The organism is Streptomyces sp. NBC_01707 (genome assembly GCF_041438805.1).
Taxonomy (GTDB): domain Bacteria; phylum Actinomycetota; class Actinomycetes; order Streptomycetales; family Streptomycetaceae; genus Streptomyces.
The window spans coordinates 5281714-5296540 of the sequence record NZ_CP109190.1 but is presented as its reverse complement, the minus strand read 5'-3'; the positions used below and the strand labels follow the sequence as shown (position 1 = coordinate 5296540).

Here is a 14827-nt window from a genome sequence, read left to right as displayed (position 1 = left end):
GCCCGCCCTGCGGGCTCCGGCGGCCGTCCTGCTCGTATCGCGCGTCCGTCACCGCTTCCCCCTCTTCATGCCGAGCCGCATCGTCGCGACGATCTCCCGCTGCACCTCGCTCACCCCGCCCCCGAAGGTGTTGATCTGTGCCGCCCTGTTCATCCGCTCCAGCTCCCCGTCCCCGAAGGAGCCGAGCGAACCACCGCGGACCATTCCGGTCTCGCCCGCGATTTCCTGGCACATTCGATACACCTCGACGGCCGATTCGGTTCCCATGAATTTCACGCCGCTCGCCTCGCCGGGGGCCAGCGAGCCCGCCCCCACATCCCCCACCAGACGCCAGTTGAGCAGGCGCGTAGCCGCCAGCCGGGCATAGGCCTCGGCCAGTCGGGACCGCACCCACGGCTCGTCAACCGGACACCACCCACTCACCGGATCGGGGGTACGGGCGTGGGCGAGCACCGCCTCGTAGAACTCCTCGGCCTGCATCCCGATCGCAGCGAGTGCCACCCGCTCATGGTTCAGCTGGTTGGTGATCAGCCCCCAGCCGCCGTTCTCCTCGCCGACCAGATTCGTGACGGGTACCCGAATCCCGTCGTAGTAGGTCGCCGTCGTGGTCAGACCACCCACCGTCTCGATGGGGGTCCAGGAGAACCCCGGGGCGTCCGTCGGCACCAGGATGATCGAGATGCCCTTGTGCTTGGCCGCATCCGGATCGGTACGGCAGGCGAGCCAGATCCAGTCCGCGTGCTGCGCATTGCTGGTGAAGATCTTCTGCCCGTCGATCACCCAGGCCTCGCCGTCCCGCACCGCTCTCGTACGCAACGCGGCCAGGTCCGTGCCCGCCTCCGGCTCGCTGTAACCGATCGCGAAGACGAGGTCGCCGTTCAGAATCCGCGGCAGGAAGTACGCCTTCTGCGCCTCGGTCCCGTACTTCATCAGGGTCGGGCCGACAGTGTTGAGCGTGACCATGGACACGGGCGCACCCGCACGGTACGCCTCGTCGAAGAAGACGAACTGCTCGTCGGGACCACGGCCCTGACCCCCGTACTCGACGGGCCAGCCCAGTCCGAGCATCCCGTCGGCGCCGATCCGACGCAGCAGCCGGCGTTGCCCGGCCGGATCATCGGCACGTCCTGCCCGCATCCCGGACGTCGCATCTGTCCCGGAGCCTTCGTCCGGCCCGGTGATCACATCGCGGAAATAGGTGCGGAGTTCGGCGCGCAGCTGCTGCTGACGCTCCGTCGGGGCGAGGTGCACGGCGGCGGGCCTTCCGGACGCGGGCGTACGGATCAGGGTTTCTGACTGTCCGTCAGATTTGTGGCCGCTGTCAAGGTCGGTGACATCCGAACGCTCCCGCGCGAGAAACGAGCGGCCTGCGCGAAGACGCGGAAGCGCCTTCACGCAGGCCGTCGTTCACCCCACCCCGCACCGGCCCCCCGACCGGTCCACGGTGGACCCCGGCTCACCAGAGTTTTGTGAAATTCACCGTGACGTTCTTGTTGAGCTGGTAGATCGTGGTGAATGCCGAGCGGTTCACCTGCGCCGAGTTGCTCTGATTCGATGCCCCGGAACCGGTGGCCTGCTGCTGCGACGTCGACGAGTTGCCGGAGTTGTTCCTGCCGACTCCACTGCCGCTGATCGTCGCAACACCCGCGTTCGACCCGTCGTTCGCGAACGAGCCGTTGTCGGCCTGGGCGACGCCGCCGAAGAGTGCGACGGCGAGGGGCAGTGCGGCGACAGCGGTGAGGGCGCGAGCGGTACGGATGCTTGCCATGTCTATTTCCTCCAGGAACCGAAAGTGCGGCTGGTTCCGAGGCAGTTGGCCGACCGCCTCGGTCTTGGTCACGACGTCGCGAGACCAAAGCTGCCCACCGAACCCCCGGCGAACCACCCAGGTCAGCCGGTTCCCCCGCAAGCATGAGGAACACCCGATAAACCTCCCACCCACTCCCAAAGCCCCAGCTCACCCCCCGGTGCCGCACAATCGCGCGCACCCCAAGAGGAAAAGCGTTTCGGCACATTTCCGCCCCCGCGCCCCATGCGATCCGGCCCACCGATCCGCAGCAACCGATCCGGCCGCGCCCTCCGCCGTCACCCACCCCACCACCCCACCCCCTCTTCCTTTCTTCGAACAGTTGTACGAACATAGAGTCATGGCCATCACCGACCGGCAGACCGCCACCCTGGCCCTCGCCCACGCGCTCTCCGCCGCCGAGCACGGGCTCCCCGTCATCCCGCTGTCCGCCACCAAGCTCCCCGCCCTGCGCTCTCCCCACCACGACGAGGACCGGCCGGTCACCTGCCGAGGCGCCTGCGGTCTCCCCGGACACGGCGTCCACGACGCCACCACGAACCCTGCCGCCGTACGCGCACTCTTCGCCGCCGCCCCCTGGGCCACCGGCTACGGAATCGCCTGCGGCCGGGCCCCGCACCACCTCATCGGCGTCGACCTCGACATCGACGCCACCGGCCGGAACGACTCCGTGGTGGCCCTCCAGCAGCTGGCACTGCACCACCTGTTCACCATCCCGCCGACGGTCACGGTGATCACTCCCAGCGGCGGCCGCCACATCTGGCTCACCGGCCCACCCGGCGTATCCGTACCGAATTCCGCAAGCCGCCTCGCCCCCGGCATCGACATCCGCGGTGCCGGCGGCTACCTGGTCGGTCCGGGCTCGGTCACCACCCGCGGCACCTACCGGCTCGCCCCCGGCGCCGCCGATCTCTCCCCGGCCCCCTGCCCCCGCGCGCTCCTCCGTCTGCTCACGCCCCCCGCACGCCCTCACCACCTCTCCGGCCGCCCCCACCACGGCCGCGGCCTGGTCCAGTTCGTTCTCGCGGCACACGAAGGACAGCGCAACACCCGTCTTTTCTGGGCTGCTTGCCGTGCGTACGAACACGGCTTCGGCGAAGCCCTGGCGGACGCCCTCACCGACGCCGCCGTCCGCACCGGCCTCACCGAACGCGAGGCCCGGGCCACCATCGCCTCGGCCGCCCGGCTCACCTCCTGTCGCCCCATGGGCCCGGAGGACGCCGACCGTCCCGACCGATCGTCCTGAGCCCGCACCACCGGGCGGTCCCGACACCGTCGGCCACGCACGCAGAAGGGGCGCCCTCTCGGACGCCCCTTCACAGGTGCTGCGGTGGGTGTGGGATTTGAACCCACGGTGACATCGCTGCCACGACGGTTTTCAAGACCGTTCCCTTAGGCCGCTCGGGCAACCCACCCCACGTCATCGGTCATGGACCGGCGTTGACGCGAGGACAGCCTAGCCGGTCAGCTGTCGCCCTTGCGCTCCCCCAGGGTGACTTCGGCCGTCGACACCTTGCCGTCGCGCTTGTAGGTCAGCGTGACCTTGTCGCCCGGCTTGTGGGTCCAGATCTCACCGATCAGGGTCGGGCCGCTGTCGATCACCGTCTCGTTGAACTTGGTGATGACGTCACCCGCCTTGAGACCGGCCTTGGCGGCGGGGCCGTCCGGGCTGACGGGCGGCGTGCCGCCCGAGCCCTGCTCCGAGATGACGGCGCCGCCGGTCTTCTCGTCCATGGTGACGGTGGCACCGATCACCGGGTAGACCGGCTGGCCGGTCTTGATCAGCTGCTGGGCGACGTTCTCCGCCTGGTTGATCGGGATCGCGAAGCCGAGGCCGATGGATCCCGCCTGGGCCTGGCCGCTGCTGCCGGTCGACTGGATGGCCGAGTTGATACCGATGACCGCACCGCGCGCATCGAGCAGCGGGCCGCCGGAGTTGCCCGGGTTGATCGAGGCGTCGGTCTGCAGCGCGCTCATGTACGAGTTACTGCCGCCGGAGCCGTCACCGGAGGCGACCGGGCGGTTCTTCGCGCTGATGATGCCGGTCGTGACCGTGTTGGACAGACCGAACGGCGCGCCGATCGCGATCGTCGAATCACCGACCGCGACCTGGTCCGAGTTGCCGAGGGCCAGCGGGGCGAGCCCCGACGGCGCGTTCTTCAGCTTCAGTACGGCGACGTCGTAACCCTCCGCGCGGCCGACCACCTCGGCGTCGTACTTCTTGCCGTTGGAGAACGTCGCCGTGAGCTGGCCACTGTTCGCCGCGGAAGCCACCACGTGGTTGTTGGTGAGGATGTGGCCTTCCTTGTCGTACACGAAGCCGGTGCCCGTGCCGCCCTCGCCGTCGCCGTTCTGCGCGTCGATCGTGACCACGCTGGGCAGCGCCCTGGCCGCGACGCCTGCGACCGTGCCGGGGTCGCGCTTGAGGGCCTGCGGATTGGTCGACGCCGTGACCGTGGTCGACCCGGAGGAGTTGCCGCTGTCGTTCCGGTCGGCGGCCCAGTAGCCGAGGGCGCCGCCGATGCCGCCCGCAACGAGCGCCGCGACCGCCACCGCGGCCACCAGACCGCTGCCGCGCGGCTTGCGCGGGGCCTCCGGCGCCGGCTGCTGGTTGGCCGCCCCCCACACGGGACCACCGCCACCGCCCTGCGCGTACGCGGGAACGGCAGGCGGGGGAGGCGGCCAGGCACCGGCCGGCTGCGGGTGCGCGGACGCCGCGTGCTGCGGCCCGGAAGGGGGCTGCGGCGGCGGCCAGTCCATCGCCTGCCCCGGCTGCTGTGGCGCTGCCGCGTGCGACGAATCCGGGCCCGCGGGCGCCGACGGGGGCGCAGGCGTGCCCTCAGGAGCAGCGGCCGGCACGGGAGGTGCGGACGGAACGGCCGGAACGGCCGGAGCCGCGGTGCCCTCGTTGCCCTCGTTCTCTGTGCTCACAGCTCTTTACTCCTCGGTTCCTCATCAATTTTCGGCAAGAGATCCGCTGTGTACGTGTCCGGAGCCAGCTTTTCCCATGACCCGTCAGGCCACTGTAAGCAGGACCTGTGCGTCCGTGCACCAATCTTTATATCCGGCAAAACGGTCCCCTGCCGCAAGGTACGCACCCCTGCCGCCACTCGGTGGCACCATGACGCGGTGACCCACGCACGGCAGCACACCATGCAACACCCCATCCAGGTCATCGCACACCGCGGGGCGTCCGACGACGCTCCCGAGCACACCCTGGCCGCCTACCGGAAGGCCATCGAGGACGGCGCGGACGCGCTGGAATGCGATGTACGGCTCACCGCCGACGGCCACCTCGTCTGCGTGCACGACCGCCGGGTGAACCGTACGTCCAACGGCCGCGGCGCCGTCTCCGCCCTGGAACTCGCCGAACTCGCCGCCCTCGACTTCGGCTCCTGGAAGGACCGCGAGGAGTCCCCGGACTGGGATCCCGTGCCGGGCGAGCTCACCTCCGTACTCACTCTCGAGCGACTGCTCGAGCTCGTCGTCGAGACGCGCACCGCCGGGCGCCCCCTCCAGCTGGCCATCGAGACGAAGCACCCCACGCGCTGGGCGGGCCAGGTGGAGGAACGGCTGCTGCATCTGCTGAAGCGCTTCGAGCTCGACACTCCGCCGGACGAGGGCCCCTCGCCGGTCCGGATCATGAGCTTCTCGGCACGCTCCCTGCACCGCATCCAGGCCGCCTCACCCACCCTGCCGACCGTCTATCTGATGCAGTTCGTCTCGCCGCGGCTGCGTGACGGGCGATTGCCGGCCGGTTCCCGGATCGCCGGTCCGGGACTGCGGATCGTACGCAGCCACCCGGGCTACATCGAGCGGCTGCACCGCGCCGGCCACCGGGTGCACGTCTGGACGGTCAACGAACCCGAGGACGTGGAGCTCTGCGCGCACCTTGGCGTGGAAGCAATCATCACGAATCGCCCAAAGCAGGTCCTGTCCCAACTGGGTCGCTTTTAACATCAGTTACAGGTTGTACACCGGCGCATTCAGCCTGTATTCGATCGTTACGAATGCGTCACCGGCAAGCCATTGGCCGGTTTCCGGTCCAGTCCAGGAGGGCATCCACTCCGTGGCGTGGGGCAAAGGAGGTCTCGGGGGTGGCGTTGGTGGTGGCACAGGAAGTGCCCACGTCGTCGAGCATGGCCGTACCCCATGGCCCTGCGGGCGTGGGGCAGGCGCGGCACCGGATGCGCGAGCAGTTGCGCAGCTACGGGGTGTCGGATTCGGTCGTCGACGATGCTGTATTGATCCTTTCCGAACTTCTCAGCAATGCCTGCCGACACGGCAGGCCGCTGGGGCGACACACAGATGTGGGTGACGGCGACGTACGGGCCGCCTGGCGCGTCGACGGAACAGGCGGACTGACCGTCGAGGTGACGGACGGAGGCGGTCCGACCCGACCGATTCCGGCCACACCGTCCGTGACGGCGCGCGGTGGCCGCGGGCTCAACATCATCAGCGCGCTCGCCGAGGAGTGGGGCGTGCGCGACAGCTCGTCCGGCGAGGTCACCGTGTGGGTGCTGATCAGCAAGGGCCGCGGGCACGGCAACGGGAACGGGCGTCTGCCGGGACTCGACGGGCTGGACTTCGCCGACGCGTTCGACGACGCGGGCTGAGGTGGCCTGAGGCCGATGCAGCGGTTCGGAATACGCACGGACCGGTGAACCGACGGGCTTGCGAACTTGCGTACGGATGGGCCTGCGCACCGACATCCGGCTGGGGCCCTGGGGCCTCCGAACGGACCGCGACACACCGGCGCTCCGGCGTACGCACCCCATGCGCCCCGGGCGGCTGTGCCCCGGATCCCGCACGGGCGGCTAGGCTCGCGGCCCAGACCGCACTGTCGCAATCGGGAGAAAGCCCACCATGGCCAAGAAGCGCCCTCAGACCAAGGCCGGGAAGCAGCAGCTCAAGGACGGCGAGATCCCGGTGGTCGGGGCTCGCGAGCCCTGCCCGTGCGGTTCTGGCCGCCGCTACAAGGCCTGTCACGGCCGCGCCGCCGCCCAGGCCGTGACCGAGCTGGTCCAGCGTCCGTTCGAGGGCCTGGCGGGTGAGTGCGACTGGGTCGCCCTGCGTGAGCTGGTGCCCGCCGCAACGGTCGAACTGACCCTGAAGGGCGGACTGCCCGAGGCCGTGCCGTCCGTGACGCTCGCGACCGTGCTGCCGATGGCGTGGCCGGCGCTGCGCCGCGACGACGGCTCCGTCCTGCTCGCCCTGCAGAACGACACCTCATCCGGCGACCTCAGCCGCGACCTCGCGGACACCCTGCAGCGTGCGCTGGAAACCGAGCCCGGCTCACCCGTCGCCGCCCGGCGCGTACCGGCTGACGGGCCGCGCCTGCAGGACCTGCTCGACCCGGAAGCCGCGTTCGAGCCGGTCGTCCACTCCGGCTTCGAGTTCTGGGTCCCGGGTGCGGAGAACGCCACGCCCGAGGTGTCCGCATCCCTGGAGCGTGCGAACGAGGCTGCGATCCCCACCACCATGCTCTCCGGCGTGGACGCCGCGTACTGGTGCGAGACCCCCGAGAAGAACCACCTGCGCTGGGTCATGCCGCACCCCGAGGAGCAGCTCCTCGACGCGCTCGCCCGGCTGCACGCCGCCGGTACCTCCTCGCTCGGCGAGGGGACGCGGCTGGTCGGCTCCTTCCGCGCGCACGGGCTGATGGTCCCGGTCTGGGATCTGCCCAGCGCGATGGGGGCGGAGGAGTGCGAGAAGCCCGCGGCCGAGCTCGCGGAGCGGCTGGCGCAGGCACTCGCCTCGGACGCTCCGCTCACCGCGGACGAGCGGCGGGCCCGCGGCGGTCTCACCAACCGCCAGGTGACGCTCAGCTGACCGTGACCGCGCGACGACAGCGGCGGTCCGATCGGTGACTCACGTCACAACTCGCAGTACCCGCAAGTAAATAGCTGTCCGAATAAGCGAGATCGAATTTGCGAACGGCAGATCTCTTGTTACCGTTCTAGAAGCCCGGTCGCTGGTGCATCCCCCGTCGCCAGCGACCGGGCGTTCTCATGCCCGGACACGGCGCAGGGAGCGACGCACGGGACCGGGCACAGCGACTGCGGATCCGGCGTCAACCCGCCACGGAGGGCACTGGATCGGATCCGGACCTCGGCATCAGCGGAACCTCCTCGGCCGCCCTGTCGGGCGACCCGTCGCCACCCGCACGCCCGGCCGCCCGCCACGCACTCCTCAAGGCCTCCGCACGACGAACGGTGCGGCATCTCGCAGTCGCGCGGCTCGTCCTGCGACTCCACCGTGCAGCGCGTTTCGACGGTCCGCCCTCCGGGCCCCATCAGCGTGAGTACGGACCGGAGTTCGTCACCCGTCGTATCGCGGTAGTAGCTGCGCGCCCATGTGGCACGCCCGTCGGTCATGACACAGGTCAACGCCCTTGGATGCCCTCGGGGGAGATCGGTTCGGGCCGCACCGGTCGACGGTCCACAGCGCGCAACCGGCCGGTCCGGCAAAGGCGGAGCCGGTCCCTCCGCCAGGCCCGCCGACTTCCCCGCGCCCGCCCGGCAGGTCGATATCGGACAGAAGTCCGGGCCAGGAACTCCCCCGCGAAGATCTTTTTGAAGCCGCCCCCCGAGACTTTTTCGAAGGCTCCTTCGAACCGGTTCCGGAAGGCACGTCAGAAAGCCCTCCGTCGCGGGACTTTGCATCGGCAGACTTTGCATCAGCCGTTACAGGACGGGGGACCGCCCGCGGTTTCCACAGACGCCGCGGGCGCGAGCACGACGGCGGAGAACACCACACCCGCTATAACGATCATGCGGAGATTCATGGCGGCCCCACCTGTCGACCGGCGGGAATTCCTGACGGTGCGCCGAAGATATCCACGAAAATGAGGGCACCGGGCCGGAGTGCACTCATTTGACGCGGAAACTCGGACGGCTCACACCCGAACGAGTGAGTCGAGCAGCCCGCCCGGACGCCGCACCGGTCTCCACGGCACCGACCGTTCTCTCTCAGTACGCGAGCCGGCTGCCGCCGTCGGGAGCGCTGTTGCTCGCTTCGACCAGCGCGTCCAGGACCGCTTCCACATCCGGCAGCCAGGGAGTCGCGGGGCCGGGCAGTGGAGCCCGTTCCCAGCGCACCTGCCCCGTACCCACCTCGGAGGGTGGAAGGACGAGATAGCCCCCCTCGCCGTGGAAGCGCAGCGAACTGGGCACCCAGTCCTTGGCGTGCAGCAGCTCGCCGAGCTGTTCGAGGGTGTAGGGAGCGACCAGCAGCGACCACCGTGTCGGTGTCGCCACCACGGGACCGAGCCGCATCCCCATCCGGTCGAGCTCGGCCAGCGCCCGGGCGCCGGCCATGGCGGGCAGGCTGAGCGCGCACGGGGCGCGACCGCCGGTGGCCAGCATGATCGGCGCGGTGGGCCGGTTGGTCCACCACCAGCGCACCATGCGCTCGTCGGTGGTCGCCGCGAGGAGGCCGGGATCGAAGGGGTGTGCGCCGGGTACGACGCACTCGGGATCGGGACAGGCACAGCCACGGCCGCGGTCACCGCGACCACCGCCTGCGCTCAGCCCCACTCCGGGAAGCACGGGCCACTGCCATGCGGTGGCACAGGTCAGGGCCGCGTCGAGCTGGGCGGGCCGTGCCTTGCGCCGGAGCCGGAGCCTGCGTCGCCTTCCGAGGATCTCGCGCATGAGCGCTCGTTCCTTTCCGTTGAACGCCGAGGGCCACATCACAACACGCGTGCGTCACGCCACGTGTGTATTACTTCACCGTGCGTACAAGCTCTCTAAGTCTGCGGTACGGGTAACCCGTCGGTACCGAGCGTGAGCCGAGTCGAGCTGAGCCGGTCCAGCCAAAAACATGGCGAGGGGCAGCGCATCGCGCCTGCCGTCCCATGGTGCACAACCCCGCCACTCGGGGATGGGGCGCGGCCGTCACATGTGAGGACGTCCGGGCTCGCTGCCAGGTTCCGGGGCGATCAGAACTGCCCCTGGTTCATCACCGATTACGTACCCAGCATGCCCGGAATGACGCTCCCCAGGGACTTCACCCCGAGGGAACCCCCTGCCGAACCAGACCCAGTCGACAGCAAATAGCGCCCATAGGGTGCATTTTTTGGCCAACTTAGTAGTCACGCGGACACCACGAATCCCGCAGGGACAATGCTGGACATCGGCTCACATCTGCGTGTACATGTGGATGCACTGATAGCGGCGCAGAATGACATGGGGGTTTGCGATGCTATTCGACGAAACGCACTGGTCGGAAAGCCGGTTGCCATGAGCGCCCCTCACCTGCCGAAAGTGGCTGGAATCGATCCCGCAGTTCCTGTTTCAGCGCACACTGGCGGGCCCCTGGACGGTGTGCCGGCCGTGCCAGGAGCCTTTCTTCAAGACCGTCTGGCCGGTTGGGTCTCCGACCTCACCACGCTGCACGAGCTCACCGAGCGCCTGGCCGGAACCAACACCCTCGACGACGCGTTGCACGAGCTTCTCGGTGCCGGCGCGGCCCTGGTCGGAGCCCGCCGCGGGCTGATCGTCTTCGAACCCTCCGACCGTCGCGGCCCGGTCTCCACCATCGGTCTCGGACTCGCCCACGCCGAGCTCGGCCACATCGAGACGGTGCCGCGCAGCGCAACCTCGTACGGCAGGATCCTGGACGGCCTCCCGGGCGCCGAAGGGCCCCAGACCAGCCCCGATCTGCTCGGCGACACCGGCCTGGACCCCCGCCAGCGCGAAGTCGCCGCCCGGCTCGGATACGCCGCCAGCTACGCCCTGCCCCTGACCACCACCGCGACGGGCCGACTCGGCGCGGCCGTCTGGCTCTACGACGAGCCCGCCGAACCCCTCGAACGCCAGCGCCACCTCGTCGGCCTCTACGCCCGTTACGCGGCCGCACACCTGGCCCGACTGCTGGAGCTGCATCGGGCCAGGGCGGAAGTGGCTGCCCTCACCGACGAGCTGCGGCCCGGCCGGCTGCCCCGGGTCCCCGGCGTGCAGCTGGCCGCCCGCCATCGCGCCGCACCGCGCGGCGGCGGCGACTGGTACGACGCCATGGCACTGCCGGAGGGTGCGCTCGGTCTCGCCGTCGGTTCGGTCGGCGGCTCCGGCCCCGGCGCGCTGACCGCCATGGGACGGCTGCGGGCCGGCCTGCGCGCGTACGCGGTGATGGAGGGCGAGGATCCGGTTGCCGTGCTCTCCGATCTGGAACTGCTGCTTCGGCTGACCGAACCCGCACGGTCCGCCACCGCCCTCTTCGCCTACTGCGAGCCCGCCGCACGCAAGATCGTGCTGGCCGGTGCCGGGCACACCCCGCCACTGGTGATCGGCGACCGGCGCGCGGAGTTCGTCGAGACCAGCCTGTCCGCGCCGCTGGGCATGCTCGCCTGCTGGGAGGCACCGAGCGTGGAGTTCGCTCCGGCGCCCGGCGAGATCGTGCTGCTGTACACCGACGGGCTGCTGCGCCGCACCGGCGACTCGATGGACCGGGCGTTCGCACGGCTCCACTCGGCGGCCGCGAGCGTGCCGAAGGCGCTGCGCCGGGACGCCGGATCGGTGGTCGACCATGTGCTGCGGACCGTCCTGCCGAACGGGCTCGACCAGGTGGACAGCGCCGAGGACATCGTCATTCTGGCCGCGCGCTTCGACTGAGCCGCGTCATCGGCGTCGCTTCGCGATCCGGCCGAGCTGTGCCGTCCGGCCGGCCTCTCCGCCCGGTCTCCGCAATCGGTCTTTTTGATCAGTCTGTGCGACGGGTCCCGGCAGCCGGTTCCTGTAAGAGGTCTTCCGGCCCTGGGCCCCCTTCCGTACGCCCGTACGATGGACGGGGTCCAGTGTCGTATCAAGGAGAGACAAGTCGTGTCTGAGGAGCCCACCCCGGAGACCCCGGAGACCGAAGAGACAGAGCCGGTCAAGCAGCGGAAGAACGGCCTGTACCCGGGCGTCTCCGATGAGCTCGCCGCCAACATGAAGTCGGGCTGGGCCGACACCGAGCTGCACGGCCTCGAGCCGATCGCCCAGGCCGAGCACACTGCGGCCCGTCGCGCCGCACTGTCCGCGCGCTTCCCCGGCGAGCGTCTGGTCATTCCCGCGGGCAACCTGAAGACCCGCTCCAATGACACCGAGTACGCGTTCCGCGCCTCCACCGAGTACGCGTACCTCACCGGCGACCAGACCCAGGACGGCGTGCTCGTCCTGGAGCCGAAGGACGGCGGGCACGAGGCGACCATCTACCTGCTGCCGCGCTCCGACCGCGAGAACGGCGAGTTCTGGCTCGACGGCCAGGGCGAGCTGTGGGTCGGCCGCCGCCACTCCCTGGCCGAGGCCGAACAGCTGCTGGGCATCCCGGCGAAGGACGTACGCCAGCTCCCGTCCGCGCTGAAGGAGGCCACCGGACCGGTCCGTAACGTCCGGGGCCACGACGCGGGCATCGAGTCCGCGCTGACCGACAAGGTCACCGCGGAGCGCGACGAGGAGCTGCGGGTCTTCCTCTCCGAAGCACGCCTGGTCAAGGACGCCTTCGAGATCGCCGAGCTGGAGAAGGCCTGCGATGCCACGGCGCGCGGCTTCGAGGACGTCGTGAAGGTCCTCGACAAGGCCGAGGCGACCAGCGAGCGCTACATCGAGGGCACGTTCTTCCTGCGCGCCCGCATCGAGGGCAACGACATCGGCTACGGCTCGATCTGCGCCGCGGGCCCGCACGCAACCACCCTGCACTGGGTCCGCAACGACGGCCCCGTACGCTCCGGCGACCTGCTGCTCCTCGACGCCGGTGTCGAGACCGATGAGCTCTACACCGCCGATGTGACGCGGACCCTTCCCATCAACGGCACGTTCACGCCGCTGCAGCGGAAGATCTACGACGCGGTGTACGAGGCCCAGGAAGCGGGAATCGCGGCCGTCAAGCCCGGCGCGGACTACCGCGACTTCCACGACGCCGCGCAGCGCGTGCTCACCGAGAAGCTCGTCGAGTGGGGTCTGCTGGGCGATCTGTCCGTGGACAAGGTCCTGGAGCTGGGTCTCCAGCGCCGCTGGACCCTGCACGGCACCGGCCACATGCTCGGCATGGACGTCCACGACTGCGCCGCCGCACGCACCGAGACCTACGTCAACGGGACGCTGGAGCCCGGCGTCTGCCTCACCGTCGAGCCCGGTCTGTACTTCCAGGCCGACGACCTGACCGTGCCGGAGGAGTACCGCGGCATCGGTGTCCGGATCGAGGACGACATCCTCGTCACCGAGGACGGCAACCGGAACCTCTCCGACAAGCTGCCCCGCCAGGCCGACGAGGTCGAGGCCTGGATGGCACAGCTCAAGGGCTGACCCAAGGGTTGATCAAGTACCGATCACCGACGGCCGGGACCGGCCGTGGACGGTCGGCACCGAGCGCCGCAGGGCGCCCCGCTCAGGACACCATGAGCAGGGCGCCCTCCCGCCATTTCAGGACCTTGTCGAAGCTCACCACCGCACCACGACCCGGGCGGTTGGCGAAGTGGACGTGGTCGGCGAGCTGTTCGATGAGGCAGAGTCCTCGGCCGTCCTCGGCACTGAGTGGCGGAAGCTGCTGCGGTTGGTGCGCGGGCGGTTGATGCGCATGTGACTGTTCGGCAGTGCGAAGCACACGCCGGGCGGGGAAGCCGGGCCCCGAATCGGCGACTTCGATACGGCACTTCTCACCGTCCAGATACGCGGTGACCCAGTACTGACCGGAGGTCGTACCGGACTGCTCGCTCCAGGAGTCCCATGCGTCCCATGGATCGCAGTCACCGGGGGCGAGGAGGTCGTCGGCGCTCCTCTGCTCCCCGCCGTGCTCGACGGCGTTCGCACAGGCTTCGCTGAGCGCGAGCGACAGGTCGAAAGAGATGTCCGGATCCACGCCCGCGGACTCCATGGTGCCGAGCAGGAAGCGACGGGCGAGCGGAACGCTCGCAGCTTCGCGCCGCAAATGGAGTGACCACCAGATGCTCATGCTCCAGCCTCCTGGCTGCGGCTCGACATACCGATACGTATTGCCGCAGTGGGCGGTTCGTAAGCACAGTTCTGATGTGAGACCGCTCATTCGGCGGATACCAGCACTCCGTACACCCGTGTATGCCGGACCCGGCCAGCTCACGCGCCTCGTGCCCAACCCTCCCGAAGACGACCTTCCGGACCTGACGCACGGAGGCCGGGGGCGCAGTGCGATGATGACCCCGCCATGTCTACGCCTGTCGCACGCGCCGGAGCCGGTCTGCGGCTCCTGAGGGCCGCGGTGTTCACCGCGGTCTGTGTCGCGCTGTCCGCGGCAGGGCACACACTGGCCTCCTGCGCGACCGTTCCCTGGTGGACGCTGCTCGCAGGCTTCCTCGGGGTCTTCGCGGTGGTGGCGCCACTCGCCGGACGCGAGCGTTCCATGCCGTCCATCGCCACCGTCCTGGCCGGCGGGCAGATCGCTCTGCACACACTCTTCGGCCTGGGCTCGCACGGCGCCTCCAGTACATCGACGGCCGACGCGGCGGGCGACGCCTCACTGATCCGGTTCGCGGCAGGCCTCGTCTGCGGCGCAGGACCGGAGCAACTGAACGCCACCACCGCCCACCGCATCGTCACCGACGCAGGCATCGATCCGGCGACGGTGACGGCGATGGACCAGGGCCATCAGCACATGGTCAGCGCGACGGGAGCGGCGGTCACCGCCGTGACCGACCCGGCCGCGCTCGCCGGTCTGCTGCCCAGCCTCCCCATGCTGCTCGGCCACCTGCTGGCCGCACTGGCCACCGGCTGGCTGCTGCGGCGTGGCGAAATCGCACTGTTCCGGCTGGTCCGGCTGTCGGCGCACGGCGCCGAGCAGCTCATGGCCGGGGCCCGGTTGCGTGCGCTGCGAGCCGCGCTCGCTCTCGTCCGGACACTGCGCGCCGGTCTCCCGGGCGCACCGGCGACCGGGCCGCACATCCCCCGTACCGCAGTCGACGCCCCGGCTCCCGCCACCGGCGATCCATTGCAGCACCTGGTGATCAGGCGCGGGCCTCCGCCCGTATTCACCCTCGCAGCCTGACGCGACACCCTCCACTCGTTGCAC

12 protein-coding genes and 1 tRNA gene are annotated in these 14827 nt (G+C 69.9%); 7 read left to right on the top strand and 6 right to left on the bottom strand.

All coding sequences use genetic code 11. The features are described 5' to 3' along the window. Positions 1–48 precede the first annotated feature (48 nt). Both OG963_RS23800 and OG963_RS23795 read right to left on the bottom strand, forming a co-directional pair. Positions 49–1251 (bottom strand): acyl-CoA dehydrogenase family protein, encoded by a 1203-nt coding sequence (locus OG963_RS23800; protein WP_362270190.1) that lies wholly within the window; start codon positions 1249–1251, stop codon positions 49–51. 205 nt (positions 1252–1456) lie between these two features. Then, positions 1457–1768 carry a hypothetical protein gene (locus OG963_RS23795; protein ID WP_319739145.1) on the bottom strand — a complete coding sequence of 104 codons (312 nt, stop codon included), beginning with the start codon at positions 1766–1768 and terminating at the stop codon, positions 1457–1459. 379 nt (positions 1769–2147) lie between these two features. On the opposite strand from OG963_RS23795, the gene OG963_RS23790 reads away from it, so the two are divergent. Further along, the gene (locus OG963_RS23790) at positions 2148–3053 is read left to right on the top strand and encodes a bifunctional DNA primase/polymerase (protein WP_093773931.1); all 906 of its coding nucleotides are present in this window, start codon (positions 2148–2150) and stop codon (positions 3051–3053) included. An 82-nt stretch (positions 3054–3135) separates the two neighbouring features. Here OG963_RS23790 and OG963_RS23785 read toward each other — a convergent pair. Together OG963_RS23785 and OG963_RS23780 are read right to left on the bottom strand one after the other, a co-directional pair. Then, positions 3136–3222, bottom strand: a tRNA-Ser gene (locus tag OG963_RS23785). Positions 3223–3271: 49 nt separating this feature from the next. Next, positions 3272–4738, bottom strand: a complete 1467-nt coding sequence (locus tag OG963_RS23780; RefSeq protein WP_093773929.1) for a S1C family serine protease — start codon at positions 4736–4738, stop codon at positions 3272–3274. 222 nt (positions 4739–4960) lie between these two features. Here OG963_RS23780 and OG963_RS23775 point away from each other — a divergent pair, with 222 nt between their 5' ends. The 3 genes from OG963_RS23775 to OG963_RS23765 all read left to right on the top strand — a co-directional run bounded on the left by OG963_RS23775 (position 4961) and on the right by OG963_RS23765 (position 7639). After that, positions 4961–5764, top strand: a complete 804-nt coding sequence (locus tag OG963_RS23775; RefSeq protein ID WP_093930993.1) for a glycerophosphodiester phosphodiesterase — start codon at positions 4961–4963, stop codon at positions 5762–5764. A 53-nt stretch (positions 5765–5817) separates the two neighbouring features. Further along, positions 5818–6423 carry an ATP-binding protein gene (locus OG963_RS23770; RefSeq protein WP_093773927.1) on the top strand — a complete coding sequence of 202 codons (606 nt, stop codon included), beginning with the start codon at positions 5818–5820 and terminating at the stop codon, positions 6421–6423. A 250-nt stretch (positions 6424–6673) separates the two neighbouring features. Continuing rightward, a complete protein-coding gene (locus tag OG963_RS23765; RefSeq protein WP_030929889.1) occupies positions 6674–7639 on the top strand; it encodes a DUF5926 family protein in 966 nt (321 codons plus the stop codon). Between the two features lie 1139 nt (positions 7640–8778). Here the strand turns inward: OG963_RS23765 and OG963_RS23760 are convergent. Next, entirely contained in the window at positions 8779–9462 is a 684-nt protein-coding gene (locus OG963_RS23760; RefSeq protein ID WP_093773925.1) for a bifunctional DNA primase/polymerase, read from the bottom strand. A 471-nt stretch (positions 9463–9933) separates the two neighbouring features. Here OG963_RS23760 and OG963_RS23755 point away from each other — a divergent pair, with 471 nt between their 5' ends. Both OG963_RS23755 and OG963_RS23750 read left to right on the top strand, forming a co-directional pair. Further along, entirely contained in the window at positions 9934–11421 is a 1488-nt protein-coding gene (locus tag OG963_RS23755; RefSeq protein WP_371799416.1) for a PP2C family protein-serine/threonine phosphatase, read from the top strand. 207 nt (positions 11422–11628) lie between these two features. Further along, the gene (locus tag OG963_RS23750; RefSeq protein ID WP_093773921.1) at positions 11629–13092 is read left to right on the top strand and encodes an aminopeptidase P family protein; all 1464 of its coding nucleotides are present in this window, start codon (positions 11629–11631) and stop codon (positions 13090–13092) included. 82 nt (positions 13093–13174) lie between these two features. Here the strand turns inward: OG963_RS23750 and OG963_RS23745 are convergent, their stop codons facing one another. Beyond that, positions 13175–13738, bottom strand: a complete 564-nt coding sequence (locus tag OG963_RS23745; protein WP_093773919.1) for an ATP-binding protein — start codon at positions 13736–13738, stop codon at positions 13175–13177. Between the two features lie 228 nt (positions 13739–13966). On the opposite strand from OG963_RS23745, the gene OG963_RS23740 reads away from it, so the two are divergent. After that, the gene (locus OG963_RS23740; RefSeq protein WP_176902187.1) at positions 13967–14803 is read left to right on the top strand and encodes a hypothetical protein; all 837 of its coding nucleotides are present in this window, start codon (positions 13967–13969) and stop codon (positions 14801–14803) included. Positions 14804–14827: the final 24 nt, after the last annotated feature.

Bases quoted from the DNA above. Each gene is read 5' to 3' on its own strand.
- OG963_RS23795 (WP_319739145.1), bottom strand. From the start codon at position 1,768: ATGGCAAGCATCCGTACCGCTCGCGCCCTCACCGCTGTCGCCGCACTG.
- OG963_RS23790 (WP_093773931.1), top strand. From the start codon at position 2,148: ATGGCCATCACCGACCGGCAGACCGCCACCCTGGCCCTCGCCCACGCG.
- OG963_RS23775 (WP_093930993.1), top strand. From the start codon at position 4,961: ATGCAACACCCCATCCAGGTCATCGCACACCGCGGGGCGTCCGACGAC.
- OG963_RS23770 (WP_093773927.1), top strand. From the start codon at position 5,818: ATGCGTCACCGGCAAGCCATTGGCCGGTTTCCGGTCCAGTCCAGGAGG.
- OG963_RS23765 (WP_030929889.1), top strand. From the start codon at position 6,674: ATGGCCAAGAAGCGCCCTCAGACCAAGGCCGGGAAGCAGCAGCTCAAG.
- OG963_RS23760 (WP_093773925.1), bottom strand. From the start codon at position 9,462: ATGCGCGAGATCCTCGGAAGGCGACGCAGGCTCCGGCTCCGGCGCAAG.
- OG963_RS23755 (WP_371799416.1), top strand. From the start codon at position 9,934: ATGCTGGACATCGGCTCACATCTGCGTGTACATGTGGATGCACTGATA.
- OG963_RS23745 (WP_093773919.1), bottom strand. From the start codon at position 13,738: ATGAGCATCTGGTGGTCACTCCATTTGCGGCGCGAAGCTGCGAGCGTT.
- OG963_RS23740 (WP_176902187.1), top strand. From the start codon at position 13,967: ATGTCTACGCCTGTCGCACGCGCCGGAGCCGGTCTGCGGCTCCTGAGG.